The 24,848-nt window shown below is 67.3% G+C and carries 23 protein-coding genes; 7 read left to right on the top strand and 16 right to left on the bottom strand.

What is annotated here, in order from left to right:
* Window positions 1–20 precede the first annotated feature (20 nt).
* Window positions 21–1,487, top strand: coding sequence for a M20/M25/M40 family metallo-hydrolase (locus Q7514_RS25750; protein WP_330136106.1), 1,467 nt, complete (start codon window positions 21–23; stop codon window positions 1,485–1,487).
* 35 nt (window positions 1,488–1,522) lie between these two features.
* Here the strand turns inward: Q7514_RS25750 and thiD are convergent, their stop codons facing one another.
* The gene (gene thiD, locus Q7514_RS25745) at window positions 1,523–2,371 is read right to left on the bottom strand and encodes a bifunctional hydroxymethylpyrimidine kinase/phosphomethylpyrimidine kinase (RefSeq protein ID WP_330136105.1); all 849 of its coding nucleotides are present in this window, start codon (window positions 2,369–2,371) and stop codon (window positions 1,523–1,525) included.
* A 137-nt stretch (window positions 2,372–2,508) separates the two neighbouring features.
* On the opposite strand from thiD, the gene Q7514_RS25740 reads away from it, so the two are divergent.
* Together Q7514_RS25740 and Q7514_RS25735 are read left to right on the top strand one after the other, a co-directional pair.
* Window positions 2,509–2,853: a GNAT family N-acetyltransferase gene (locus Q7514_RS25740; RefSeq protein ID WP_408016185.1), complete on the top strand. Its 345-nt coding sequence runs from the start codon at window positions 2,509–2,511 to the stop codon at window positions 2,851–2,853.
* A gap of 95 nt (window positions 2,854–2,948) precedes the next feature.
* Complete coding sequence (locus Q7514_RS25735) at window positions 2,949–3,647, top strand: hypothetical protein (RefSeq protein ID WP_330136104.1); 699 nt, start codon at window positions 2,949–2,951, stop codon at window positions 3,645–3,647.
* Here Q7514_RS25735 and Q7514_RS25730 read toward each other — a convergent pair.
* From Q7514_RS25730 to Q7514_RS25720, 3 genes are read right to left on the bottom strand one after another with little or no spacing between them, the layout of a single operon-like run.
* Complete coding sequence (locus Q7514_RS25730; protein ID WP_330136103.1) at window positions 3,614–4,417, bottom strand: exodeoxyribonuclease III; 804 nt, start codon at window positions 4,415–4,417, stop codon at window positions 3,614–3,616. The genes Q7514_RS25735 and Q7514_RS25730 overlap by 34 nt on opposite strands.
* Window positions 4,418–4,436: 19 nt before the next feature.
* Window positions 4,437–5,417: an N-acetylglutamate synthase, CG3035 family gene (locus tag Q7514_RS25725; protein WP_330136102.1), complete on the bottom strand. Its 981-nt coding sequence runs from the start codon at window positions 5,415–5,417 to the stop codon at window positions 4,437–4,439.
* Window positions 5,407–6,012, bottom strand: a complete 606-nt coding sequence (locus Q7514_RS25720) for a peptide deformylase (protein ID WP_330136101.1) — start codon at window positions 6,010–6,012, stop codon at window positions 5,407–5,409. Before Q7514_RS25720 ends, Q7514_RS25725 begins: the two co-directional genes overlap by 11 nt.
* A gap of 135 nt (window positions 6,013–6,147) precedes the next feature.
* Here Q7514_RS25720 and Q7514_RS25715 point away from each other — a divergent pair, with 135 nt between their 5' ends.
* The 4 genes from Q7514_RS25715 (at window position 6,148) to Q7514_RS25700 (ending at window position 9,155) form a co-directional block, all read left to right on the top strand.
* Window positions 6,148–6,513, top strand: a complete 366-nt coding sequence (locus Q7514_RS25715; protein WP_330136100.1) for a DUF3263 domain-containing protein — start codon at window positions 6,148–6,150, stop codon at window positions 6,511–6,513.
* A gap of 31 nt (window positions 6,514–6,544) precedes the next feature.
* Window positions 6,545–7,177 (top strand): LytR C-terminal domain-containing protein, encoded by a 633-nt coding sequence (locus tag Q7514_RS25710; RefSeq protein WP_330136099.1) that lies wholly within the window; start codon window positions 6,545–6,547, stop codon window positions 7,175–7,177.
* Between the two features lie 97 nt (window positions 7,178–7,274).
* The gene (locus Q7514_RS25705) at window positions 7,275–7,925 is read left to right on the top strand and encodes a superoxide dismutase family protein (protein WP_330136098.1); all 651 of its coding nucleotides are present in this window, start codon (window positions 7,275–7,277) and stop codon (window positions 7,923–7,925) included.
* Window positions 7,926–8,003: 78 nt separating this feature from the next.
* Entirely contained in the window at window positions 8,004–9,155 is a 1,152-nt protein-coding gene (locus tag Q7514_RS25700) for a glutamate--cysteine ligase (RefSeq protein WP_330136213.1), read from the top strand.
* A gap of 27 nt (window positions 9,156–9,182) precedes the next feature.
* On the opposite strand, the gene mnhG is transcribed toward Q7514_RS25700, so the two are convergent.
* The 12 genes from mnhG to Q7514_RS25640 all read right to left on the bottom strand — a co-directional run bounded on the left by mnhG (window position 9,183) and on the right by Q7514_RS25640 (window position 24,778).
* Complete coding sequence (gene mnhG, locus Q7514_RS25695; protein ID WP_054716313.1) at window positions 9,183–9,518, bottom strand: monovalent cation/H(+) antiporter subunit G; 336 nt, start codon at window positions 9,516–9,518, stop codon at window positions 9,183–9,185.
* Window positions 9,515–9,775: a monovalent cation/H+ antiporter complex subunit F gene (locus Q7514_RS25690; protein WP_054716316.1), complete on the bottom strand. Its 261-nt coding sequence runs from the start codon at window positions 9,773–9,775 to the stop codon at window positions 9,515–9,517. The genes mnhG and Q7514_RS25690 overlap by 4 nt, the downstream gene beginning before the upstream one ends.
* Window positions 9,772–10,320: a Na+/H+ antiporter subunit E gene (locus tag Q7514_RS25685; RefSeq protein ID WP_330136212.1), complete on the bottom strand. Its 549-nt coding sequence runs from the start codon at window positions 10,318–10,320 to the stop codon at window positions 9,772–9,774. Before Q7514_RS25685 ends, Q7514_RS25690 begins: the two co-directional genes overlap by 4 nt.
* On the bottom strand, window positions 10,320–11,906 hold the full coding sequence (locus Q7514_RS25680) for a Na+/H+ antiporter subunit D (RefSeq protein ID WP_330136097.1): 1,587 nt from the start codon (window positions 11,904–11,906) through the stop codon (window positions 10,320–10,322). Before Q7514_RS25680 ends, Q7514_RS25685 begins: the two co-directional genes overlap by 1 nt.
* On the bottom strand, window positions 11,903–12,589 hold the full coding sequence (locus tag Q7514_RS25675) for a Na(+)/H(+) antiporter subunit C (protein ID WP_330136096.1): 687 nt from the start codon (window positions 12,587–12,589) through the stop codon (window positions 11,903–11,905). Before Q7514_RS25675 ends, Q7514_RS25680 begins: the two co-directional genes overlap by 4 nt.
* Window positions 12,586–15,423: a Na+/H+ antiporter subunit A gene (locus Q7514_RS25670; RefSeq protein ID WP_330136095.1), complete on the bottom strand. Its 2,838-nt coding sequence runs from the start codon at window positions 15,421–15,423 to the stop codon at window positions 12,586–12,588. Before Q7514_RS25670 ends, Q7514_RS25675 begins: the two co-directional genes overlap by 4 nt.
* 233 nt (window positions 15,424–15,656) lie before the next feature.
* A complete protein-coding gene (locus Q7514_RS25665) occupies window positions 15,657–16,835 on the bottom strand; it encodes a hypothetical protein (protein WP_330136094.1) in 1,179 nt (392 codons plus the stop codon).
* A gap of 1 nt (window position 16,836) precedes the next feature.
* Complete coding sequence (locus Q7514_RS25660; protein WP_330136093.1) at window positions 16,837–19,035, bottom strand: AAA family ATPase; 2,199 nt, start codon at window positions 19,033–19,035, stop codon at window positions 16,837–16,839.
* Between the two features lie 21 nt (window positions 19,036–19,056).
* Window positions 19,057–19,911 carry a CDP-alcohol phosphatidyltransferase family protein gene (locus tag Q7514_RS25655; protein WP_330136211.1) on the bottom strand — a complete coding sequence of 285 codons (855 nt, stop codon included), beginning with the start codon at window positions 19,909–19,911 and terminating at the stop codon, window positions 19,057–19,059.
* A 65-nt stretch (window positions 19,912–19,976) separates the two neighbouring features.
* Window positions 19,977–20,705: a phosphatidylserine decarboxylase gene (locus tag Q7514_RS25650; RefSeq protein ID WP_330136092.1), complete on the bottom strand. Its 729-nt coding sequence runs from the start codon at window positions 20,703–20,705 to the stop codon at window positions 19,977–19,979.
* Between the two features lie 85 nt (window positions 20,706–20,790).
* Complete coding sequence (locus tag Q7514_RS25645; RefSeq protein ID WP_330136091.1) at window positions 20,791–21,255, bottom strand: SRPBCC family protein; 465 nt, start codon at window positions 21,253–21,255, stop codon at window positions 20,791–20,793.
* Window positions 21,256–21,334: 79 nt separating this feature from the next.
* On the bottom strand, window positions 21,335–24,778 hold the full coding sequence (locus Q7514_RS25640; protein ID WP_330136090.1) for a TM0106 family RecB-like putative nuclease: 3,444 nt from the start codon (window positions 24,776–24,778) through the stop codon (window positions 21,335–21,337).
* Window positions 24,779–24,848: the final 70 nt, after the last annotated feature.

Here is a 24,848-nt window from a genome sequence, read left to right as displayed (position 1 = left end):
CGGGACAGTACGCTCGGGCAATGATCGACACGGTGATCGGCCGCCGCACCGCCATGGTCGTGGTGGCGGCCGTGGTGCTCGCAGGCTGCGCGGACGATGGCGGTACGGACGCGGCATCCGTCGATCCGACCGTGCTCGCCGACAGTGTGCAGATCGACGCCCTGATGGGCCACCTCACCGAATTCGACCGCATCGCAACGGAGCACCACGGTAACCGTGCGCTCGGTACCGCGGGCTACGACGCGAGTGTCGACTACGTGGCGGGCGCGTTGCGCGACGCCGGATACGACGTGCAGACACCCGAATTCGAGGCCACCACCTTCGAGGTCGAAGCCCAGAGGCTCGAGATCGACGGACAGCCCCTCGACGTGCGGGCACTGGGTCTGTCGCCCACCACCGGACCCGAGGGGCTGACCGCACCCGTCGTGCGGGTGCCCACCGACGACACTCCGGGATGCGAGGCCACCGACTACGACGGTCTCGATGTTGCGGGAGCGATCGTGGTGGTCGACCGTGGCGTGTGCACCTTCTCGGCGAAGGAGACTCTTGCTGCCGATGCGGGGGCTGCCGCGCTGCTCGTGGTGAACACAGAGGACGGCCCCCTCGCCGGTGCGACGCTCGACGAGACCGTGGAGCGACGAATTCCGGTCGGCGGGATCGGTCCGGCAGACGGTGAGCGGGTTGCGGAGTCGCCGTCGGTGGACCTCGTCCTCGACACGAAGACCGAGACGCAGCGCTCCCGCAACGTCATTGCGCAGACCGCCACGGGCTCGACCGACGATGTGGTGGTCGTCGGTGCACATCTCGACAGCGTGCCCGAAGGACCGGGGATCAATGACAACGGCAGCGGTGTCGCGGCAGTCCTCGAGACCGCGCTGCAGCTCGGCAGCGAACCCGGCGTCACCAACGCCGTGCGGTTCGCGTTCTGGGGCGCCGAGGAGATCGGGCTCGTGGGGTCGAGCGAGTATGTCGCGTCGTTGTCTCCCGAGGAGCGCGATGCGATCGCCCTCTACCTGAATTTCGACATGATCGGGTCCCCGAACCCCGGTTATCTCCTCTTGGACGGCGACGATTCCGATACGGACGGTGCCGGACCGGGACCCGAGGGATCGGCCGGCATCGAGCGCACCCTCTCCGGATTCTTCGCCGAGCGCGGGATCGATGCCGGCGGCACCGATTTCGACGGTCGTTCCGATTACGGCCCGTTCATGGCAGTCGGAATCCCCGCCGGTGGCACGTTCACCGGCGCCGACGAAGACAAGACCCCCGAAGAGGCCGACAAGTGGGGCGGCGCTGCGGACGAGGACTTCGACCCGAACTACCACAGCCCGGAGGACACAGTGGACAACATCGACCGCGATGCCTTCGCGGTCGCCGCGGCGTCCGTCGCCTACAGCACCGCGGTCTACGCCGGCTCGCTCGACGGCCCGGACGGAGTTCCGAGCGGGGCGGCCCGTACCGAGGCGCGCGCTGCATTCACGGAGTGATCGGTCCTACACGGGCGCGGTCAGGGGCTGGATTGTCAGCGATGTTCGTGGAGTCGCCACAGCGGGTTGACCGGTCCGTGTCCGTGGCCGAGGTCGTACGACCACTCGAGGCACTTCGTCACCCATTCCTTCGCGAACGCCAGGGCGTCCGGCACCGACCGGCCGTGGGCGAGTGCCGATGCCAGCGCCGCGGCGAGCGTGTCGCCGCCACCGTGGTCGTTACCCGTGGCGAGACGCGGGCTCGGGAACTCGAGAAATCGGTCGCCGTCGAACAACAGATCGGTGCTCGACTCCGAAGTGCGCAGATGACCGCCCTTCACGATCGACCACTGTGCACCGAGCCCGTGCAGTGCTTCCGCAGCCTGCCTTGCGGTGCGGTCGTCGACCACCTCGATGCCGGTGATGAGCCGGATCTCGTCGAGGTTGGGAGTGACGACGGTCGCCAGCGGGATCAGCGCCGAGCGGACGGCCTCGAGTGCACTCGCATGCAGCAGGGGATCTCCATGCATCGACGCACACACGGGGTCCACGACGAGTGGGACGGCGGTGTCGCGGCCGATGCCGACCTCCGAGCACACGTCCGCGACCGCTTCGATGATCTCGGTCGACGCAAGCATGCCCGTCTTGGCCGCAGCCACTCCGATGTCGTCGACGACGCATCGCACTTGAGCTGCCACCGTCTCCGGTGGGATCTCGTGGAAGCCGCTCACCCCGACCGAGTTCTGCACGGTCACCGCGGCCACCGCGACACAGGCGTGGACGCCGCACATCGCCATCGTGCGCGAGTCGGCCTGGATGCCCGCGCCTCCTCCGGAGTCCGTGCCGGCGATGGTGAGCACACGAATTGGGGTGTGGCCTTGTTCGGCCAGGGGAAGCAGCTGCACGGAGGTGACCCTACCGGTCGTCGTTCGGGCAGCTGCCGGTGTCGGCACTCTGTCGGGGGAGTGGTGCCCCAGCGCTGTGCACATGTGCTCTATAGTGGCGTGCGTCACACTAGGTATTGAGGTTCGGGGAGGCGTTCGTGATCAACTTGTCGACGGCGGAGGTGTCCGACAATGCCGATCAGAACCGATTCGAGTTGCGTCTCAATGGTGACCTCGTGGGCATTCTCGGGTATTTCGATTCCGAGCATCCGGCGGGCATCCCCGGTAGGGGGCGTCCCGTCGTCGATTTCCTGCACACCGTGATCGTCGAAGACTTCGGGCACCGTGGCCTTGCCGGCATCCTCGTCGGCGGTTCGCTCGACATTGCGAGGAGGCGAGGTTGGCGAGTGCGGCCGGTGTGCACGTATGTGCAGAGGTATCTCACGTCGAATCCGGGCTATCGCGATGTGATCGTGCCGATCGAGCCCGCTCGGCGACCCTGATCCGAAAAATGTGAGCACTGCTCTTGCTTGATCGGTCCAAAGAGTGAACACTGATCTCGAAAGCGGTCGGTGTTCACTATTCGGGAGATCTCGCCATGAATCACGAAAATCCCCAACGACGGACGGTCGCCGCAACGCTGCTGGTGGTCGCGGGCATCCTGTTCGCTCTCTTCCCACTCACCCGGCCGTTCGCGCCCGGCGGTGGTGCAGACACCCTCGAACAGTTCGGCTCGATCTGGTGGACGGTCGCGCATCTCGCCGGCGCCGCCGCATTCATCCTGACGGCATTCGCGTTCGCGGAATTGCGCATTGCACCGCTCGCAACCGCAGCGATCGGGGTCGGTAGCGCTCTGACCCTGCTGTACTTCGGAGCCGAGACCTTCGCGCTGCACGAACTCACCGCCGTCGACGGCGATACCGCGCTCGAGCTTGCCGAACTGATCCGAACCGGAACAGCGGCGATGATCGCGTTCGGTGTGGGGTTGCTCCTCGTCGCCGTCGGGGTGATCGTCGTGCTCGTGTCAGCGGTGCGTAGGAGATGGACCCCGGTGCTTCCGGCGGGCATCTCGGCTGCAGGATATCTCCTGTACATCCCGCAGTTCTTCGTGTCGCCGACGGTGCGGATCGCGCACGGCGTCCTCATGCTGATCGGTTGCGCGTGGGTGGCGTACGAACTCGTGAAATCCGAGCGGGCTCCGGACGTGGACGCGGCCGACGCCCCGGACTATGTCGACGCCCCGGACTATGTCGACGTCCGGGACTATTCGGCGAGGTCGACGATCACCGGTGCGTGATCGCTCGCGCCCTTGCCCTTGCGCTCGTCGCGGTCGATCGACGCGGACGTGACCTTCGCAGCGAGGGTCGGCGATCCGAGCACGAAATCGATGCGCATACCTTGCTTCTTCGGGAAACGCAGCTGTGTGTAATCCCAATACGTGTACACGCCGGGCCCGGGCGTGTGCGGGCGCACGACATCGACGAACCCGGCCTCGGCGAACGCGGAGAATGCGTCGCGCTCGGGCTGCGAGGTGTGGGTCTTGCCTTCGAAGAACGCCGGATCCCACACGTCCTCGTCGGTGGGTGCGACGTTCCAGTCGCCGACCAGCGCGACCGGTTGGTCCGGGGCGGTGGAGAGCCAGCCCTGAGCGTCGGCGCGCAGCTTCGCGAGCCAATCGAGCTTGTAGGCGTAATGGGGATCGGTGAGCTCGCGGCCGTTGGGCACGTACAGGCTCCATACCCGGACACCGCCGCAGGTGGCACCGATGGCGCGCGCCTCACGCACGGGGGAGACCTCGGGGTCCTTCGAGAATCCGGGTTGATCCTCGAAACCGATCTGCACATCGTCGAGTCCGACGCGGGACAGGATCGCGACGCCGTTCCACTGGCTCAGGCCGACATGCGCCACCTGATAGCCGAGTTCTTCGAACCGGGCATACGGAAACTGCTCGTCCTTGCACTTCGTTTCCTGCATCGCGAGCACGTCGGTGTCGGTTCGCTGCAGCCAATCGACGATCCGATCGGTACGGGCACGGACGGAGTTCACATTCCAGGTAGCGAGGCGCACGGCACCCACTGTAGGCGACCTATCCGACGGGTTCTGTCAGGTACCCGTAGCGGTGATGGTCGACGAAACCCAGCCCCGAATACAGTTCGCGGGAGGCGGTGTTGCCGGCCTCGATCTGGACGTAGGCGTGGGTGGCGCCGAGCTCACGACCCCACTCCAGCAGCGATCCGCTGAGCAACGTGCCGACACCCTGACGGCGGTGCTCGGGAGCAACCTCGATCGCGCCCAGGCCGACCCAGCGCCGGCCGTCGGGAGCGTCGGTGATCGCGGCCCGCCCGATCGCGATCGGCGGTGTCCCGGGTGTACCGATGCGACCGAAACCGAGGGTGCCCGCGACGACCGCGCCGAGAACCGCACCAGCGACGTCCGGGAGGTTGCCGCCACGGTAGAGCGCGATCCAGTCGGCGTCGGGCTCTGGAGAGACCGCCACCGGACCGAGGCCCGGGGGAAGCGGAACGTTGTCGAGATCGGCCGCCATCACCTGGACCTGGCCGCCGGTGGGAACCCATCCCTCGGGGCTCGCCGCGAGCCGGTCGGGGAGCAGCAGACGCAGCGGCAGCCCACGGTCGGCGAACCATCCACGCAAACGCGCCCGCACGTCGGGATCATCGGGATCGGCGACCGTGCCGCGCGGTCCGAGAGGTGTCGCGGAATTCGCCCGCCCGGTGAATCCCCCACCCGCGCGCAGGAACCAGCCGTCGATCCACGCCTGCTCGAGACCTGGCCAGCCGGCGGCCATGGCGTGTTCGAGCGAGCGGATCTCGGCGGTGCGGATCGGGCGTGCGGACAGCGGCTTGAGCGCGACGACGGTATTCGGAGCGACCTGGACGAGTTTCTCCTCTGCGGTACGCACGACGACCACCGGTTCCACCGACACCAGATCGCCGATGACATCGGTCATCGGGTGGCTGTACCCCGCGGGCAGGCGGTACCGGACGACGACCCGCGTGCCGAGCGGGATCGCCGGCCACGGTGTTCCGGCGCGGCTGTCAGTCGTCATCTTCGTCATCGTCGTGACCGAACGGGTCGTCGACGCTCCCCGGCACCCACGTCAGGCCGGGCACACCCCAGCCGGCGCGCTTGATCGTCTTCTTCGCGGCGCGGGCGTTGCGTCCGATCAGGACGTCGACGTACAGGAAGCCGTCGAGGTGGCCGACCTCGTGCTGCAGCATCCGGGCGAAGAACCCGTGCCCCTCGATCTCCACGGGGTCGCCGTTCTCGTCGGCGCCGGTCACCTTCGCCCAGTCGGCGCGCCCGGTGGGGAAGGTCTCACCCGGAACCGACAGGCAACCCTCGAGGTCGTCCTCCGGGTCGGGCATGCTTTCCGGGATCTCGGAGGTTTCGAGCACCGGGTTGATCACGGCCCCGCGTCGGCGGATCACCTTGCCGGATTCGTCGCGATCGGGGCAGTCGTAGACGAACAGGCGCTTGGCGAGCCCGACCTGGTTCGCAGCGAGGCCGACGCCGTTCGCGGCGTCCATCGTCTCGTACATGTCGGCGATCAATTGCGCGAGTTCCGCGGGTGTTTCGGTCACCGGTTCGGTGGGATTGTGCAGAACGGGGTCGCCGGTGATGACGATGGGAAGGATGGCCATGGTGAACCAGGATAATGCGCGCGAGTCGTCGCCTCGTCCGGCCCGTATGTGTCGCACCCCCGTGATTGAATGAGTCGCGGAAACACACGGGTGTAATTGTCGTTACGGTGTGATTCGAAGCAGTCGAGGAGTGAGATGGACGGCGCAGCAGCGCATGGCACGAACCCATCCGAAGCGGAAGATCCGCGTCCGGGGGCCGAGAGCAGCCCGATCGATAGCGGCAGCCCGAACGAGAGCGGCGAGCACGGCCTGAGTCGCCGGGAGCACGACGTCCTCGCGTTCGAGCGCCAGTGGTGGAAGTACGCCGGGGCCAAAGAAGAAGCGATCAAGGAGTTGTTCGGGCTGTCCGCAACCCGCTACTACCAGGTGCTCAATGCCCTGATCGACCGTCCCGAAGCTCTCGCCGCCGACCCGATGCTCGTCAAGCGGCTCCGTCGATTGCGCTCCAGCCGTCAGAAGGCGCGCGCAGCTCGTCGCCTCGGATTCGAGACGACACGCTAGCGCACGACACGTGCCGGCCGATCGGCCAACTATGGTCGAGGGCGTGAGCAGAACCGCAGAGAACGCGAACCGGGGATCCTCCGGGTTACCGCTACGAGCCATTGCGATGCTGCTGATCTCCCTGGCGATCCTCTTCGCCGGGCTCGGATTCGCATCACTCGGCGGTTCGGACGACGATGCAGCGTCGACAGCGGCAGCCACCACCGAGACGACGTCCGCAGCGCCGGCACCCGCTACCGCCCCGCCTCCTGCCTCGCCGGCCGGGGCCGCGGGCGCCGCGTCGGCACCGGCAGCTTCGGAAACGGGATCGTCCCTGGGCGCAGGTGCTGCAGGCGGCGGAGCGTCGGACACGGAATCGTCGGATTCGAGGGGCTCCGGAGCAACCGCGTCGTCTGCGAGCGTGCGCGTCTACAACAACAGCAACATCGCCGGGCTCGCCGCGCAGACCGCCACTCTGCTCGAGGACGAGGGCTTCACGATCGCCGAGACAGGGAACTACAGCGAGGGCCTTCTGACGCAGACCTCCGTGTACTACGGCACCGGCTCGGGCGAGCAGGAAACCGCGGAGTCAGTGGCCGGTGCCCTCGGGGTCACCGCACAGCCGCGTTTCGACGGAATCGCGGATTCGGCACCGGGCGTGATCGTCATCGTCGCGGAACCGTGAAACGGGCCGAGACGGACGACACGGCCATCACGACAGGACACGCAAACGGGCCCCGCTATGATCAGGTGACTTTTCGGTACTTCGAAGGAGCGGTTTGATGGCCCCCAGTTCCACTCGTCGCATGACCTGGCGTGCCCTGGCCCCGATCGTCGCGATCGCCGCGGTGGGCCTGAGTGCGTGCTCGAACAGCGAGGAAGCCACCAGCGTGCCGGGCACCACGCCGCCGGTGTGGACGGGGTCTCCTGCGCCGGAAGGCGAGTCGCACGGCAGCGATACACACGGCAGCGAGGCCGAGGCCAACGCGTCCTCCGGTGACGGCGCGACCGCGTCGGGGACGGCGCTCACCGCCGACCTGGAAACCGTCGCGGGTGAGTCCGCCGGCACGGTCACCTTCGCCGAGAGCAACGGCAACGTCGAGGTGACCATCGACGTCGAGGGCCTCGAACCCGGATACCACGGCGTCCACGTCCACGAGTTCGGCGTGTGCGAGCCCGAGTCGGCACCTCCGGCCGGTGGCGAACCGGGGGCGTTCCTGTCCGCCGGTGGCCACCTGCAGGTTCCCGGCCACACTGCCGTCCCGGAGAGCGGCGACCTGCTCTCCGTCGTCGTCCACGAGGACGGCTCCGCGACCGCGACGGTCACCACCGCCGAGTTCACCCTCGAGGATCTCCAGGGTGATCGGGGCACCTCGGTGGTCGTGCATCAGGACAACGCCGGCAGCCGTCTCGCCTGCGGCGTCGTGTCCTGAGTGCACCACCCGTAATTCCGCTCACAGGGCCCGCCCGACCGGCACTCGGTCGGGCGGGCCCTGTGGTTGGATCTAATGGTGGTTGTCGAATTTCCGGGTTCTCCGCGCCCGACACTCGGTGTGGAATGGGAGATCGCGCTGGTCGACAAGACGACCCGCGAACTGTCCAACACTGCCGCGGTCGTGTTCGATGCGGTCGGCGAACTTCCTGGCGACACGCCGCGCTTGACCAAGGAGTTTCTGCGCAACACCGTCGAGCTGGTCACCGACGTGCACGACACCGTGGGTGAGGCCGTCGACGATCTGAAGGAATCGCTGAATCTGCTGCGTCGCGCCGCCGATCCGCTGGGCGTCGACCTGATGTGCGCGGGCACCCACCCGTTCGCCCAGTGGACCGACCAGATAGTCACCCAATCACCCGAATACGACGAGATGATCGAACGTACCCGATGGTGGGGTCGGCAGATGCTGATCTGGGGTGTGCACGTGCACGTGGGGGTCTCGTCGTCGCACAAGGTCATTCCGATTCTCAACGCTCTCCTCGTCAAATACCCCCACATGCTGGCGCTGTCGGCGTCGTCGCCGATCTGGGCAGGCCTCGACACCGGGTATGCGAGCAACCGGGCACTGATGTTCCAGCAGTTGCCCACGGCGGGCCTGCCGTACCACTTCGCGGACTGGGAGCAGTACACCCGGTTCATCGAAGATCAGCTCAGATCGGGTGTCATCAGCAAGCCGGGTGGGATGCACTGGGACATCCGGCCGGCACCCAAGTGGGGCACGCTGGAAGTCCGGGTCTTCGACGGCATCACCAACGTGGCCGAACTCTCGTCTCTCGTCGCTCTCGTCCACTGCCTCGTGGTCTACTACGACGAATGCCTCGACCGCGGCGAAGCACTTCCGACGCTTCAGCCGTGGCACGTCAAGGAGAACAAGTGGCGGGCGGCCCGCTACGGGCTCGACGCCGAGGTGATTCTCGACCCCGCGTGTCATGAGCGACTGGTCACCGACGATCTGCACGACCTGCTCGAGCAACTCACCCCGACAGCGGTGCGGCTGGGCTGCGCCGACGAACTCGATGCCGTCGCAGACATCCCTGTTCGGGGCGCGTCGTACCAACGTCAGCGACGCGTCGCCGAGAGCAACGGTGGAAGTCTGCTCGCGGTCGTCGATTCGTTGGTCGACGAACTGCGGGTCGACGAGTTGCGGGTCGACGAACCGCGCGGCTGAGCACCCACGGCCGGGGACGGCACACGTCTAAGCCCGGTACTGGGGGAAGTCCTCGTCGTCGAGCAGTCCGTCACGGCCGAGCTGTTCCCGGTAGGCGATGCGGCCCACACGGTGTGCGATCACAGGCGCGGTGAGCACCATGAACATGCCCGCCAACGCCAGCATCCACACGTCGAACGAGCCCCACAGGTTCAGCATCGCCCCGCCGAGTACGAACAGCAGACCGATGACCTGAGGCTTCGTTGCAGGGTGCATGCGGGAGAGCAGGTCGCGGAAGCGGACGACGCCGATCGCCGCGGTGAGCGAGATGACCGACCCGATGAGGATGAAGACGTGCCCGACGACGTCGAAGAAGTGGCTCATTCTTCGTCACGCACCCGGAATCGTGCGACCGAGACCGATCCGATGAAACCGACGAGCGTCAGTGCCACCACGCCCGGCGCGAGGGTGGTGTCGCGCGTGTACACCATCCAGATCGTCAGTCCGCAGATGGCAATGGCCAGTAGGGCATCGACTCCGACGAGGCGGTCGAGCGAGTTGGGCCCGGCGAGAACCCGATAGCCGATCAGGAGGGCGGAAACGAACAGCAGAACGCCCGACACCACGAGAATGATGGTCATATCGCTTCCTCCGTCCCGCTTCTCCACGGACTGGGCTGCCACTCCGAGTCCCGTTCGAATGTGTCGATGAGAAGACGTTCGATCAACCGCGCCGAGCGGTAGAAATCGGCAACGGCCTTGTCGGTGCTGACATCCAGCACGTGCACATACATGATCCGCCGAACCTGGTCGATCTCGAGCACCATCGTGCCCGGGATGTTGTTCATGATGTCCGTCCACAGGGTGAGCACAAGATCGGACTTGATCGTCAGTCGGCACCGCAGTACGCCGGTGACCGGAGGTGCTGCGGGCCGGATCGCCAGCCACGCGACCGAGATCGTCGACTTGATCGACTCGAAGAAGATGTAGACCCCGAGCCGCAGCGCCGACAGCAGGTGAGCGCGACCTTCCACCGGAACCTTCGGCAGCGGCAGCAGTACAGCGAGGAATCCCGCGACGAGGAGCCCGCCGATGACGTTGGCGATGCTGAGGGTGCCCCACAGCATCACCCACACGAACGCCATCCAGAGGATCACGGATACACGCAGAAGGTTGCCGCGTTTGATCATGGTGTTTCTCCCAACACGGCCTCGATGTACACCGAGCGGTCACGCAGATTCTCGGCGGCGCGGCCGCTGATGTCCAGAAGCGGACCTGCGAACACGGTCAGTCCGACCCCGATCACCACGAGCGCGATGGTGGGGATCAGCATGCCGGGAGGCATCTTCCCCACATCGGCCCGCTCTTCGAACGCGATGTCGGCTTCGGATTCGTCGATCAATGCCGACGGTCCTATGTCGGCGAGCTCGCCTTCGGGTGCGTCGGCGCGGGCACGCCAGAATGCCTTGGACCAGACCCGGGCCACCGCGTACAACGTCAGCAGGCTGGTGAGAGTGCCGCCGGCAACGAGGATCCAGGCGAGAACCGATCCGTCCTCGGCGCCGGCCTGCAGCAGTGCAACCTTGCCGATGAAACCGGAGAACGGTGGAATGCCCCCGAGATTGAGGGCAGGGACGAGGAACAGGATGGCCAGGAGCGGGCTCGTCACCGCCAGGGAGCCGAGTCGACGAAGCGACGCCGATCCGGCCTGCCGTTCGATCAGACCCACCACCAGGAACAGCGTGGTCTGGACGAGAATGTGGTGCGCCACGTAGAAGACCGCACCGCCGAGCCCGGCCTGATTCGACAATGCGATACCGAACACCATGTAGCCGATGTGGCTGACAAGGGTGAACGACAGTAGACGTTTGATGTCGTTCTGCGCGATCGCACCGAGGATACCGATGACCATCGTGAGTAGACCGGCGACGAGCAGGACGTTGTCGAGCTCACCCTGCGGGAAGATCAGGGTGTGCGCACGGATGATCGCGTACACACCCACCTTGGTGAGCAGGCCCGCGAAGACCGCGGTGACGGGGGCGGGGGCGGTGGGGTAGGAGTCGGGCAGCCACGACGACAACGGGAAGATCGCGGCTTTGATGCCGAAGGCCACCAGCAGCACACCGAAGATCGCGGTGCGAGTCCCGGAAGCCACGTCGTCCATCCGCAACGCCATCTGTGCCAGGTTCAACGTTCCCGTCGCGGCGTAGGCGAAGGCCATGCCCATCAGGAAGACCATCGACGACACCATCGAGACCATGACGTACGAGATCCCGGCGCGGACGCGGTCGGCGCTCGCCCCCAGCGTCAGCAACACGAACGACGCTGCGAGGAGCACCTCGAATCCGACGAACATGTTGAACAGGTCGCCCGCGAGGAACGCGATGTTCAGGCCCGCGGTGAGCGCGAGATAGGTCGGCAGGAAGATCGACACCGGCTGCTGCTCGTTGCCGTCGTGAATACCCTGGCCGACGGCGAACAACATGACGGACAGCAACACGATTGCTGCGATCACGAGCATCAGGGCAGCGAGTCGATCGGCCACCAGCGAGATGCCGAACGGTGCGTCCCATCCACCGACCTGCACGACCTCGATGCCGTCCTGGTCGGCGAAGTACAGCAGCGCGACTGCGACCGCGAGTGACGCGACCAGCGCGACGACGGTGACGAACCGCTGAGCGCGTGGGCGTCGGCCCAGGATCAGGGTGACCGCGGCAGCAAGTAGCGGAACGAGAATCGGCAGCGGGATGAGGAAGGCGGTGTCCAAGGTCATCGGTCGTCCTCCTTACCGTCGTCCTCGGTCTTGCGCTCGTCTTCGCCGACGCTGTCTTCGTCCTGCGCTTTCCTCTCGACTTCTTTCTTCGGCGCGAGCCGCGGGGTTCCGCTGCCGGGGTTGCGCGGATCGCTGTAGGCGGAGTCTGTGGGGTCGTCGAAATCGCCGTCGTGCAGATCCTCGTAGACCTCGAGGTCCTCGATGTTGGTGAGTGCCTCGAGCGGGATCGGATTGCCTTCGGCGTCGAACGCGTCGCCGCTCTTGCTCGGTTCGCCGGTGACGGGGTCGTCGGAGCGGTCGCGACCGGGTGCATCGGCGAGGGTCCGCCGCTGCGACACCATCGTGTCCTCGGGGTCGTTCTCGACCTCGTCACGTGCACGGAACGTGTACGAACGGTAGGTCAGTGCGAGCACGAACGCAGCGACACCCATCGTGATCACGATCGACGTGAGCACCATGGCCTGCGCGAGCGGGTCGGCCATGCCTTCTTGTCTCACGTTGTCGGCCCCGATGACGGGGGGGTCCCCGGCCGGGCCGCTGAGCGTGACGATCAGCAGATTGACGCCGTTGCCGATCAACAGCAGGCCGAGCAGCATCTTGATGATGCTTCGCTCGAGCAGGAGGTACACACCGCAGGCGACCAGCACACCGACGATGGCAACCAAAGTGAGATTCGTGGTCATCGGCGCTCACCCACGACCTCGGCGTCGAGCCGGGCGCCGAGACTCCGGAGCACATCGAGGATCAGGCCGACCACGATCAGATACACACCGAGGTCGAAGAACAGCGCGGTGACGAGTTTGATGTCGCCGATCAGTGGCAGCGTCACTTCGAGGACCGCGGACGAGAGCACGGGCGCGCCGAGGAACAGCGAGAACAGTCCGGTACCGGCGGCGAAGGTCAGGCCGAGTCCGAGGATTTTGCCGGCGTCGATGGGAACCGCCTCTCCGAGTTCGTAGCGTCCACCGGCCAGATAACGCAGGACCAGCGCCAACCCGGCGACGAGACCTCCGGAGAAGCCGCCACCCGGGGCGTTGTGACCGGCGAAGAAGAAGTACACCGACAGCACCATCATCGTGGGGAACACCAGTCGGGTGGTGACCTCCAGGATCAGCGACCGGTAGCGCGGATCGATGAGATCACCGCCGCGCAGCCACGTGATCTCGGAGTTCGCCCCGGCCGCGTCGAGCTGGGCAGCGGGTGCGTCGGCAACGCGCGGTGCGGTCCCGAAGCGGCGTGTACGGAATACCAGGCTGGCCACACCGGTCGCGGCGACGAGCAGCACCGAGATCTCGCCGAGAGTGTCCCAGGCGCGAATATCGACGAGCAGCACGTTCACCACGTTCTTGCCGTGGCCGAGTTCGTACGCAAGCTCCGGAAGTTGCAGTGAGATCGGCTCGGCGGTGCGAGCAGCCACAGCGAACGCTCCGACGACGGTCACCACCGAACCCACCGCGGCACCGAGCAGGGCCCGAGGACCGCGCTTGCCGATCTCGGCTTGTCGATCGCTCTCGGGAGGCAGTTTGCGCAGCACCAGCACGAACATCACCAGTGTGACGGTCTCGACCAGGAACTGCGTCAGCGCCAGGTCGGGGGCTCCCTGCAGGGCGAACAGGACACCGAGGCCGTAGCCGGTGACACCGACCATCAGGACGCTGGCGAGTCGGTTCCGCATCACCGTCGCGGCCAGTCCTGTGCCGATCATGATCACGCCGACGGTGAACTGCCACGGGGTGTCCCACGCGCGCACTTCCGGTGTGTCCCTGGCCCCGAAGGTGAGTAGCAGCACAGAGGGAAGAACCACCAGGGTGATGAGGATCGTGGCCTGGGTCAGCGGCAGCGAGCCTCGCTGGATGAAACTCGTCAACCTCGTCGACACGGTGTCCATGCCACGCAGCGTCGCGTCGTAGATGCGGTCGGCGTTGCCGAGCGGCGGGTGCTCGAACCGGAATCGTGCGACTGTGCGGTGGGCGAGATACAGGCTGATTCCGGCCACGATCACCACGGCGGTCAGGGCAAGTGGCAACGTCAACCCGTGGTACAACGCGAGGTGGTAGGGCTTGGCCAGCGAGGCCGGCAGTGTGTCGGCGTAGGGCGCGACGAGGGTGTCGACCCAGGGCGCTGCGAATCCGGCCGCGAGGCCGGCGACCGCGAGCAGCGACGGTGCCGACAGCAGCAACCAGCCGGGCGCGTGAAGGTCCTGTACCGCCGGGCTGGGCCGCTTGAGCTGCTTGCGACCGAAGGCCCCCCAGATGAACCGGATGCTGTAGGCGAGGGTGAGGATCGAACCGAGCACCATTCCCGCGACCGTGGCGATGCGCGCCCAGTCCGGAAGTACTTCGGCGACCAGTGCTGCTTCGAGCGCGGCTTCCTTGCCGACGAAACCGATGAACGGTGGTAGCCCGGCCATACTCGCCGCGGCCAAGGCCGCCATCACCGCCAGGATCGGGGTTCTCAGCCCGAGGTGTGCGAGCTTGCGGATGTCACGGGTGCCCGTCGAATGGTCGATGATTCCGACCACCATGAACAGACATGCCTTGAACATGGCGTGCGCGATCACCATCGTCAGTCCGGCCAGTGCGGCTTCACGACTGCCGATGCCGACAAGCGCCGTGAGGAACCCGAGCTGACTGACGGTGCCGAACGCGAGGATCAGCTTGAGGTCGAACGCACGGAAGGCGCGCCAGCCGCCCAGGATCATCGAGGCGAGGCCAAGGGTGATCACGATCGGGCGCCACGGCGCCACGTCGGCGAAGGCGGGTGCCAAACGTGCGACCAGATATATACCCGCTTTCACCATCGCGGCGGCGTGCAGATAACCGGAGACAGGAGTCGGGGCAGCCATCGCGCCGGGAAGCCAGAAGTGCAGTGGCACCACCGCGGACTTCGACAGTGCGCCGATGAGCACCAGCACGATGGCGACAGCGGGCAGCCAGCCGTCGGGCGCGGCCTCGATCACCGCGGACAGGTTGTAGCTGCCCACGAGCTGGCCGAGGATGATGATGCCGACGAGCATCGCGAGACCACCGGCCGTGGTCACGAGCAGTGCCTGTGTCGCGGCGCGGCGACTCGATGCACGTTCGGCATAGTGGCCGACCAAGAGGAACGACAGGACCGTCGTCAATTCCCAGAAGGTGTAGAGCACCAGCATGTTGTCGCTGGTGACCAGGCCGAACATTGCGCCGGCGAATGCCACCATCTCCGCTGCGAAGATTCCCAGACGAGGCTCGTCGTCCTGGAAGTAGCGCGCGCAGTAGAGCAGAATCAGTGAGCCGATACCGAGCACCAGCAGGCACATGACGGCGGAGAGCGAATCGAACCGCATGTCGAGATCCATCGACACTGCAGAGGCCCACTGGATGTTCAGTGTCTGCTCGGTGCCCCAGTTCGCGATGACCCAGCCGAGGCTCGCCAGCGGGACGAGCGCCAATGGCAGGAATGCATTTCTCCCCATGACTCTGACCAGCGGCGGTGCCAGGATCGCGGCGACCGCGTGAGCGATGAGTATGGCGAGCAAAAGGCACTCCGTCGGGGTCGGGCCGGTCGGCGGCGTGAAACTGTTCTGTTCTCAGCAGTCTGCAGCGGCGATGACCGTTGCAGAATTGTCAATGCGTTCGACACAAGAGCCGAAACGCGGGACGCCCCGACATGCGCGCCGTTCGCCGTTAATGGGCAAATCGGAATGCACCCATAGTAACGAGAGGCTTCGCACCCTTGCGAATCGGGGGTTGCGCGCGTAAAAGGTGTGGCTCAGCGCACTTGCCAGGCGCACACGGCACCCGTTGCAGCGAGTGCGAGCGCTGTCCACACGGTGTCTGCCGGCAGCAGCCAGAGAGCTCCGACGATCGCGGTCAGCGGCACCGGGAGCGACAGACCCAGGGCGGCGACGGCCGCCGACCCGGGCAGCGACGACGCGAGCGCCAGCCCGGTTCCCGCTGCGATGAGCGCCAGTCGAACCGGCAGGGGCACGTTCTCGGCGAACTGCGGCCACAGCACCGCAGCGGTGGACACTGCCAGTGCCACGACGAGCCCGGCGGCCGCGTACGGAACGTACGGGGTACAGCACACGCCGAGGGCGGCGGCCGCGACCACGAGCAGCGGCAGCCACCACTGCCCGCTGCCGAACAACTCGAGCATCACCGGATACACCGCGGCCACCGCGCCGACGACCGCCAGCACGAACCGGTCGTCTCCCGGGGGCACGACGCGGGCGGTGACCTCGGCGCCGATCACCATGACCACGAGAGCACCTACCGCGGCGAACCACATCCGTGCTCCACCGGACCCGGCCTCGGAGGTCACCAGTTCGCCGAGCAGCCGGTAACCGACGGTCAGCACGCCCGCAGCGAGCGCGGTGACCATGAGTAGCCGGGCGTCGAATCCCTGCGTACGGCCACCGGGCGTGGCGGTCAGTGCCGCCGCGACGAGCGCCACCAGCGCGAGCGCCAGCAGCCACTGGGTGATCGTCCATTGCACCGGATCCACCGGTACCTGCACACCGACCGCCGCGGCTGTGAGGAACGCAGACCACGCACCCGTGAGCAGTGCCCACGGTCCGTTCGACACCGTCCATGCTCCGGCGACCGCCGCTCCGAGCAGTACTCCGGTGGTCCCGGAGGTGACCAGCCCGACCGTGGTGAGAGTGTCGGCCGAGGCCCCCGCAGGTACCAGGTACCGGATGGAGCCCAGCACGAGGACAGCGCCGGCACCCAACGACCATGCCGTCCGCGGTGAACCAGACCGTTGCAGACCCACCACCGACACCACGGCCAAGACCGCCGTGATCATCGGTGAGAAGTCGCTGCGGGTGCCCGTCGGGAGTGCCGTCTCACCGACCATCAGGACGAACACTGCGACCGCGGAGGCACATGCCGCCGCAGCGAGCGCGGCCGGTGCAGTCGCCCGGACGGACGTCGAGGTCGGCGACATGTCAGCGTCCGTCCGCGTACGCCCGCAGATGCTCGACCTGGACGGGATCGAGCGACGGCCGGACGGCCTCGCGGGCCGCGACGACGTCCTCGGAGGTCACCGCGGCCGCATCGACCCGTCGCCGCATCGCGGCCAGCGCAGCCTCGCGGAGCACCGCGGCGCAGTCCGCCGCCGAGTACCCGTCGAGTTCCTCGGCGAGTGCGTCGAGGTCGACGTCGTCGTCCAACGGCACCGACCGGCCGGCGGTCTTCAGGATCGCGGCGCGCGCCTCGGCGTCCGGCGGCGGCACGAACACGAGCCGCTCGAGCCGCCCGGGGCGCAGCAGCGCCGGATCGATCAGGTCGGGGCGGTTGGTCGCCCCGACCACCACGACGTCGCGCAAGGGCTCGACACCGTCGAGTTCGGTCAGCAACGACGCCACGACCCGATCGGAGACACCGGAGTCCGAACTCTGTCCACGGCGTGGCACCAGGGCGTCGATCTCGTCGAGGAATACGAGCGAGGGCGCGGAGTCGCGTGCGCGCTGGAACAGTTCTCGCACCGCCTTCTCCGACGCGCCGACCCATTTGTCCATCAGCTCGGCGCCCTTGACTGCGTGCACGCTGAGACGGCCGGTGCTCGCCAGTGCGCGCACGAGGAACGTCTTGCCGCAGCCGGGCGGGCCGTACAACAGCACCCCGCGAGGCGGATCGACACCCAGTCGTGCGAACGAGTCGGGATGCTGCAGTGGCCACAGCACGGCCTCGGTCAGTGCCTGTTTCGTCTCGACCATGTCGCCCACGTCGTCGAGGCTCACGCTGCCTATCGCCAGTTCCTCGGATCCGGAACGGGACAGCGGCCGGATCACCTCGAGCGCGCCGACGAGGTCGTCCTGCGTCAGCTTCGGTTCGTCGGTGTCGCGGCTCGCGCGAGACGCTGCCCGCAGTGCGGCCTCGCGGCACAGCGCGGCCAGGTCGGCGACCACGAAGCCAGGAGTGCGTTCGGCGATCGCATCGAGGTCGAGGCCGGTGGACGGCACCGATCTCAACAGCACCTCGAGCTGGGCGCGGCGGGTGGCGCCGTCGGGAAGCGGCAGCGACAACTCGCGGTCGCAGATCTCGGGTGTCCGCACCCGCGGATCGACGCTGTCCGGCGTGGCGGAAGTCGCGACCAGAGCCACACCGTCGGTTTCGATCGCGCGGTGGAGTCGTTCGAGGATGAGCGTCGCCACCGGCTCCGCGTCGGCGGGCAGGACGGTGTCCACATCGGTGACGAGCAGTACGCCCCCGCTCCGCACCGCGTCGACGGCCGCGTTGATCCGCGCCAGCCGATCCTCTGCAGCGAGTGCGCCGATACTCGGGCCGTCGACTTCGACGACACGGCGGTTCGCGAGCACCGCCCGCGCGAACGTGGTCTTACCGACCCCTGCGGGCCCGGTCACCATCACACCGAGGTGGGGGGACGCGCCGAGGGTGCGCAGCAGTTCCGGCTCGTCGAGGGCGAGCTTGAGCCATTCGGAGAGCTTGCCGACCTGCGCCTGCAGACCGACGAGATCTTCGACGGGGGGCGCCGACGGCCGCTGCGTCTCCGTCTCGGGTGTGTTCTGGGAGAACGGTGCGGTGATCGACGGTGCGACAGGGCCAGGTCGAGTGCCGGTGATGGTCCCTGTGCTCCAGGACACCGCGGTGTTCGGCTGGATGCTGACCGGCCCGGACGGATCGACGGCCGCGACGGTGAGCAATTCTGTCGTCCACGCGATACCGAAGGTCCGCGACAGCGCACGCGTGGTGTCGGCGCTGCTGGTGCCGGGACCGAGGTCGCGCGGCAGTAGCGACACCGCGTCGCCTACGCCGACGACCTTGCCGAGCAGCGCCTGACGCAGAGTCGCGTCGGGGATCGAGCTGCTGGCGAGGGTCGAGCCGGAGACCGTCACTGCGCGTGCCCCGTACACGGTCACGGGTGCGACGACCACGGTGGCGTTCTCGCGTAGTCCGGTGTTGGAGAGGGTGACGTCGTCGAGGAGGATCGTCCCGGTGGGAGTACCGGCGGGTGCGTGCCCAGCGACGGCCGCGGTGCGTCGCGCCCCGGTGAGCGCGATCGCATCCCATTCGCGGAGCCCGAGAGCGGTGAGTACCTCCGGGTGCAGACGGACGACCCCGCGGCGGGCATCAGCCGCGGAAGTGTTGAGCCGGACGGTCAGCGCGAGTTGTGGGGTGGTCACGCGAACGAGCCTAGATTGTGGTCAGCGTCCACGCGGGCGACGCAGCCCGAGGCGCGCCGAGGAACGTCCTGTCGCGTTGAGCATGCGCCGGCCGACGGCGCGCCGGGGCAGCAGAGCCCGCGTCTCGGCGCGTATCGCCCGTCGTTCCGAGGGCTTGATGTCCCAGGTCGCGGGGCGTGCGGCGACCCACCGCTGCGACCGGATCGCGAACGGGATGTGCAGCAGGTACACACCCACCAGTGCCAGCATCAGGACGAACGGATAGGTGACGAGCGCTGCCGCGCCGGCTGCGACGAGCGCGAGCAGGCCGATCGCGAGGCGTGGCGGCACCGACACGGACTTCATGGCGAGGGTGGGAATTCTGCTGACGATCAGACCACCGGAGAAGAGCGTCCACGCCACGACGAGCGGAAACGATGTCCACCATCCGTCGCCCCACTGGATGTACGCCGCGATCGGGCTCAACGCGATGATGGCGCCGGCGGGTGACGGCACACCGACGAAGTATTCACGGGCGTACGCGGGGATGGAGTCGTCCTCGAGCAGGGTGTTGAAGCGGGCCAGACGCAGAACGATGCTCACCGCGTACAGCAACGCGATGATCCAGCCCAACGCGCTGCCGTCGAGCAACGTGACATACAGCACGAGTGCGGGTGCGACACCGAATGCGATGGCATCGGACAGCGAGTCGAGTTCGGCGCCGATCTTGCTGGTCGCGTCGAGCAGACGGGCGATGCGACCGTCGAGGGCGTCGAGGATCGCCGCGGCCCCGATCATTCCGAGGGCGATGCCGAGCTCCCCGTCGAGCGCGAACTTGACGGCCGACAATCCTGCCGACAGCGCGAGGATCGTGATCACGCTCGGAAGCAGGCGCACCGCTGCCGGGCGACTGCGAGTCTCTCCGCTGTCGTCCCCTGCCGGGACGTTCGGTTTGAGGGGAGTCACAGCACCGGATCGGACGGCAGCGCGGCAATGACCGTCTCGGCGCCGATCGTGCGCTGACCGCGCTCGACGAGCAGCGTGCTGCCTGCGGGCAGATACGTGTCGACTCGGGAGCCGAAGCGGATGAGTCCGTACGTGTCGCCGATGGGAAGCGTGTCGCCCACCTGTGCGTCGCACACGATGCGTCGCGCCAGCAGACCGGCGATCTGCACCACCCCGACCAGAGCACCGTCGCGCATCTCGAGCAGCATGCTGGTGCGTTCGTTGACCTCGCTCGCATCGGAGAGATCGGCGGAGAGGAACTTCCCGGGCTGGTGCACGACCTTGCGGACCGTGCCGCCGACGGGGCTGCGCTGCACATGTACGTCGAGCACCGACAGGAAGATGCTCACGCGGGGGAGCGGCTCGGTGCCGAGGCCGAGTTCGGCGGGCGGCACGGCCGTGTCGACGAGTGCGACCTCACCGTCGGCGGGTGCGACGACGACGCCGACCCGGTTCGGCGGGACCCGGTGCGGGTGCCGGAAGAACGTCGCGGTCGCGGCGGCGGATGCGAGGCCGGCACGGCGGACCCACTTGCGGTTGCGCCCGAGTGCAGCCACGACCAAGGGTGCAGCGACGAACGGCACCCCGCCCGGGTGAAGCGGCGGAACAGCTTTCTTGATCAGGTCGACGACATGTGCTGCACCGCTGGTCGGTGGTGTTCCAGCGGGTGTGGGCTTACGTGCCACGGCTCCTCTTCACTCACGTTCATCGGGTTGCCCGGCCGGGCCGCCCCCAGGACACCTGAGAGTACGTGAGTATAGAGGTGCGTGGTCAGACGGATGCGCGTGCCTCGGCTTCGTTCTTGATCCGGGCGAGTGTGGAATTCATGCCGACGACCATGTCGTCGTCGAAGTTCTCCTGACCTCCGAGGAAGTACTTGATGAGGGTCTGCGAGACCTTGCTGGTGCCGGTGGGAGCCTCGCGGCGCTGCACGATCCGGGTACCGGTCTCGGTGGGTTCGAGGACGAACGACCAGATCGAACGGTTCTCGTTGACACGGAAGCGCAGTTCGCGGCCGGGCTCGAACGTGAGGACCTTGGATGTGGTGGGCCACACCAGGATGCCCTTGCGGTTGATGTTGATCGTCGACGTTCCGGCGCCGACGCTGCCGCCGCGGATGATCATCTTGCGGCACTGAGGGCTCCACTCGCCCATCCGCTGCAGATCCGAGACCACACTCCACACCCGGGTCGGGTCTGCTGCGACGTCGATGGTGGCTTCGAGTGTCTTGGACATGTCTACTCCTGCTCAGTGTGTGGTACTCGAGGTTACAAAAAAGATCCGGCGTCGATCCTATCCGATGATGTGGTGGCGGTCACCAGGTCAGTCGCAGAAACGCTCCGAGGTCGACGAGTTCGTCGGGTGTCGCCGGGAGATGATCCGTCAATGCACGCGAGCGGATGACGATCGCACACCACTGTCCCCGTGAGAGCGCGACGTTGAGCCGGTTGCGCGAGAGCAGGAACGACATCCCGCGCGGTACGTCCTCGATCGCCGACGCCGTCATCGACATCACCACCACCGGAGCCTCACGACCCTGGAATTTGTCGACCGTGCCCACATCCACCCGGGTCAACCCGACATCGGACAGGCCGGACCGGATCATCGCCACCTGCGCGTTGTACGGCGCGACGACGAGCACATCCTTTTCCTCGATGGGTCTTGGTGCGGTTTCTGCGTTGTCGAGCCACCCGGTGCCCAGCAGTGCCTGCACCCGGCGCACCACCTCGTCGCTCTCCTCGACCGAGCACGTCGCGTTGCCGAAATGCTCGACCGTCACCGTGTGCACGCCGGGCGAGAGCCCGTCGAGGGCGCGCGACGTGGTGTGGTCGGACTGGGACAGCAGCCGCCCGTCGTACGACAGGTCCGACACCCGCGCGCACAGGTCGGGATGCATGCGCCAGGTGCGCGACAGGAAGAACCCCCGGTCGGCGGGCAGTGCGCCGTGCCCTTCGGCGAGCCGGCCGAGGGCCGACTCGTCGGCGGGTTCGGGGTGTGTGCCTTGACTGACCTGAGGCAACTGCTGAGGATCGCCCAGGAGCAACAGGTTCCGCGCACTCGTCGCGACGGCGACGGTGTTGGACAGGCAGAACTGCCCGGCCTCGTCTATGACCAGCAGATCCAGGCTGCCCGGCGTGATGCAGTTCGTGTTCGTGAAATCCCATGCGGTGCCGCCGACGACATAGCCCTCGTGGAGTCCGTCCAGATATCCTGTCAGGGCCTTGGTGTCCTTCGCGGGTGTCCATGTCGGCTCGGCGGTCCTTGCCTTGGCCTTCGCGACGACCTCGCCCGGCACGCCCGCCTTGACGATGCCGTCGAGCATGTTCTCGACCACGGAGTGCGACTGCGCGACCACCCCGACCCGCCAGCCGTGCTCGCGGACGAGTGCGGCGACGACGCGGGATCCCGTGTACGTCTTCCCGGTGCCGGGCGGACCCTGCACGGCGACGTACGAATCGTCGAGGTCGAGGACAGCAGCGGTGATCGCGGCGGGGAACCCGCCGTCGCCGACCGGAGGTAGCGCGCCGGAACGGGTGCGCGGCGGGGTCCTTCGCAGGATGTCGACGGCGGCCGTGGACGGTAGATCCGGCAGCGACGCGCACATGGCGCCCGCCGCCGATTCGATCGCCTTCTCGATACTGGCCGCCCCGATCGGGGAACCGGGCGTGATCGCCATCGGCAGAAACGAATACTCCTCATCGGTCTGCAGCAACTCCTCGATCACGAGCACGTCGTGGAAATCGCTGCCGGACCGGCGTTCGAGGATCTTCCCGCCCGACCACGCCCGCGTCCACGGGCCACCGTCGGGCAGTCCGTCCGGTGCCGGCGCTTCGTACAGCAGGAACACCGAATCGCCGGCGCGCACCGTGCTCCCGGTGTCGAAATCACCCGTGACGGCCAGATGGCGCCGGGCCTTGCGCTTGCGCGGCGGCAGGTGCCAGTCGGCCTCGACCGCGACGGAGGTCGCGACGAGCGTGTCGCGGGTGTCGGCCCATTCGTCCACCGGACTCGACAGGCGGTCGAAGTGGGCCCACCAGAACGGTTTCCGCTCCCGCCGGTGGTAGCCGAGCGAGGCCGCCATCAATGCTGCGGCCTGCTGGTCGTCGGTGCGCTCGCCCGTTGCCTCGCCCGCGAACTCCCAGAGCGTGACCTCCGCGGGATGCGGTTCGAGGGGGAGTGCGGCCTCCTCGTGTGTGACCCCGGTGGTGGCGACACCGTGCTCTGCGGCCCGGTCGAGCAACCAGTTGCGCAGCTGCCACGTCGACACGCAGTCGTCCTCGTTGTACGACGCGATCGAGTCGAGTAGCTTTGCGGCTTCTTCGGTCCGCTCGGCGTCGCGGAGATCGCAGTAGTCCGCATACGCGACTATCGACGCACCGGCATCGGGCACCTCACCCTGCCGCGCCGGCATGTACAGCGGCTCGAGCTTCTTGATGCTGTACGACGACTCGCCGGCGCGAAGAGCAGCGCGCACAATCGGATACAGGTCGACCAGAACGCCGTCGCGGAGCAGGCCGTCGACCTGCTCCTCGCCCACGCCGTGCCGGCCCGCCAGGCGCAGCAGTGCGGACTTCTCGTACGGCGCGTAGTGGTAGATGTGCATCTTCGGGTGCGTTCGGCGGCGCTGCGCGACGTACTCGAGGAAATCGAGTAGTGCGCGTCGCTCCTCGGCGCGCGTATGAGCCCAGAACGGGCGGAACGTCGGATCGGTCGCACTCGGACCCGAACCGTGTCCTTCCAGCACACCGAACAGGTACTCGAGTCCCCAGTCGGGGCCGCCGTGCTCGCACCACAGCGGGTCGCCCTCGAAGTCGAAGAAGATGTCTCCGTCGTCCGGGTCGGGCAGTGCGGCAAGGGAACCCGGCTCGTAGACGTCGACGACAGGTTCGCCGGTCTGCTCCTGCCGCAGCTGCACCTGCGCTTGTGCACGCAGTGCGGCGTATGTGCGGTGAGACATTCCCGGCACGGGCTCCTCCCGTGTGCAGAGATCGTCGATCGTCGTGATGCCGCCGGCGATCAGGCGGGCGCGCTGCATGGACCGCATGCCCGCGACCAGCAGCAGATCGCGATGGGTCGCCACCTGAGGTTCGCACGTGTTGCAGCGGCCGCACGCGGTGTGCCCTGCGTCGGCCCAGCCCACGGGAACTCCAGCGTCGTGATGGCCATCGACCAGGCGCTGCAGATGCAGCCGGCGCTGCGAGTAGACGGGAGCGATGTCGGCGAGGGGGTACGACGCGATCGTGCAGTCGCCGAGGATCAGGTGTGCGTGCGGCGCGACCGGGATTCCGGTGTGTGCGAGGGCATCGGCGTAGGCGGCGAGCTGCAACAGCGCCTCGACTCGCGCATGGCGGGCCAATTTCGTGTCGTATACGGCGTACGTCTCGCCGCTGCGGACGAGGAAATCGCAGAACCCCACGAACCGGCCGTCGAAGAACGTGCCCTGGTAGATCACGTCGGCACCGGATCGGGCGGCCTCGACCGTGGCGCGGGCAGCAGCGTCGTAGCCCTCGCGGGTGTGGTCGGGGCGGGCGAGCTGCACGACACCGTCGCCGAATTCGTCGCGGTACCGGTCCAGGACGCGTTGCTCGTGGGCGTTGCCGAGACGGGCGGTGCGGTCGAGCATCGGATCGACGACGGCATTGGGTCGTGGCCCGCGACCGAGGACAGCGTCGACTGTGCTGAGCAGTGCGAACTCGCACTGAGCGGCATCGGCCAGATCGCGCGAGCTGTAGACCAGCACATCGTCGAGCAGAAACATCGGCGCCGCCTCCCGCGTGGTGTCGTTGCCCGACTATGGCAGACGAGGGTGACAGCCGACGGCTACCTCG

This window comes from Rhodococcus artemisiae (genome assembly GCF_036327795.1).
Lineage (GTDB): Bacteria > Actinomycetota > Actinomycetes > Mycobacteriales > Mycobacteriaceae > Rhodococcus > Rhodococcus artemisiae.
This window is presented reverse-complemented; position numbering and strand designations above follow the sequence as displayed.

Coding starts and splice junctions, on each gene's coding strand:
- Q7514_RS25750 (WP_330136106.1), top strand. CDS start 21: ATGATCGACACGGTGATCGGCCGCCGCACCGCCATGGTCGTGGTGGCG.
- Q7514_RS25735 (WP_330136104.1), top strand. CDS start 2,949: ATGAATCACGAAAATCCCCAACGACGGACGGTCGCCGCAACGCTGCTG.
- Q7514_RS25725 (WP_330136102.1), bottom strand. CDS start 5,417: ATGACGACTGACAGCCGCGCCGGAACACCGTGGCCGGCGATCCCGCTC.
- Q7514_RS25720 (WP_330136101.1), bottom strand. CDS start 6,012: ATGGCCATCCTTCCCATCGTCATCACCGGCGACCCCGTTCTGCACAAT.
- Q7514_RS25715 (WP_330136100.1), top strand. CDS start 6,148: ATGGACGGCGCAGCAGCGCATGGCACGAACCCATCCGAAGCGGAAGAT.
- Q7514_RS25710 (WP_330136099.1), top strand. CDS start 6,545: ATGGTCGAGGGCGTGAGCAGAACCGCAGAGAACGCGAACCGGGGATCC.
- Q7514_RS25705 (WP_330136098.1), top strand. CDS start 7,275: ATGGCCCCCAGTTCCACTCGTCGCATGACCTGGCGTGCCCTGGCCCCG.
- mnhG (WP_054716313.1), bottom strand. CDS start 9,518: ATGAGCCACTTCTTCGACGTCGTCGGGCACGTCTTCATCCTCATCGGG.
- Q7514_RS25690 (WP_054716316.1), bottom strand. CDS start 9,775: ATGACCATCATTCTCGTGGTGTCGGGCGTTCTGCTGTTCGTTTCCGCC.
- Q7514_RS25680 (WP_330136097.1), bottom strand. CDS start 11,906: ATGACCTTGGACACCGCCTTCCTCATCCCGCTGCCGATTCTCGTTCCG.
- Q7514_RS25675 (WP_330136096.1), bottom strand. CDS start 12,589: ATGACCACGAATCTCACTTTGGTTGCCATCGTCGGTGTGCTGGTCGCC.
- Q7514_RS25665 (WP_330136094.1), bottom strand. CDS start 16,835: ATGTCGCCGACCTCGACGTCCGTCCGGGCGACTGCACCGGCCGCGCTC.
- Q7514_RS25645 (WP_330136091.1), bottom strand. CDS start 21,255: ATGTCCAAGACACTCGAAGCCACCATCGACGTCGCAGCAGACCCGACC.
- Q7514_RS25640 (WP_330136090.1), bottom strand. CDS start 24,778: ATGTTTCTGCTCGACGATGTGCTGGTCTACAGCTCGCGCGATCTGGCC.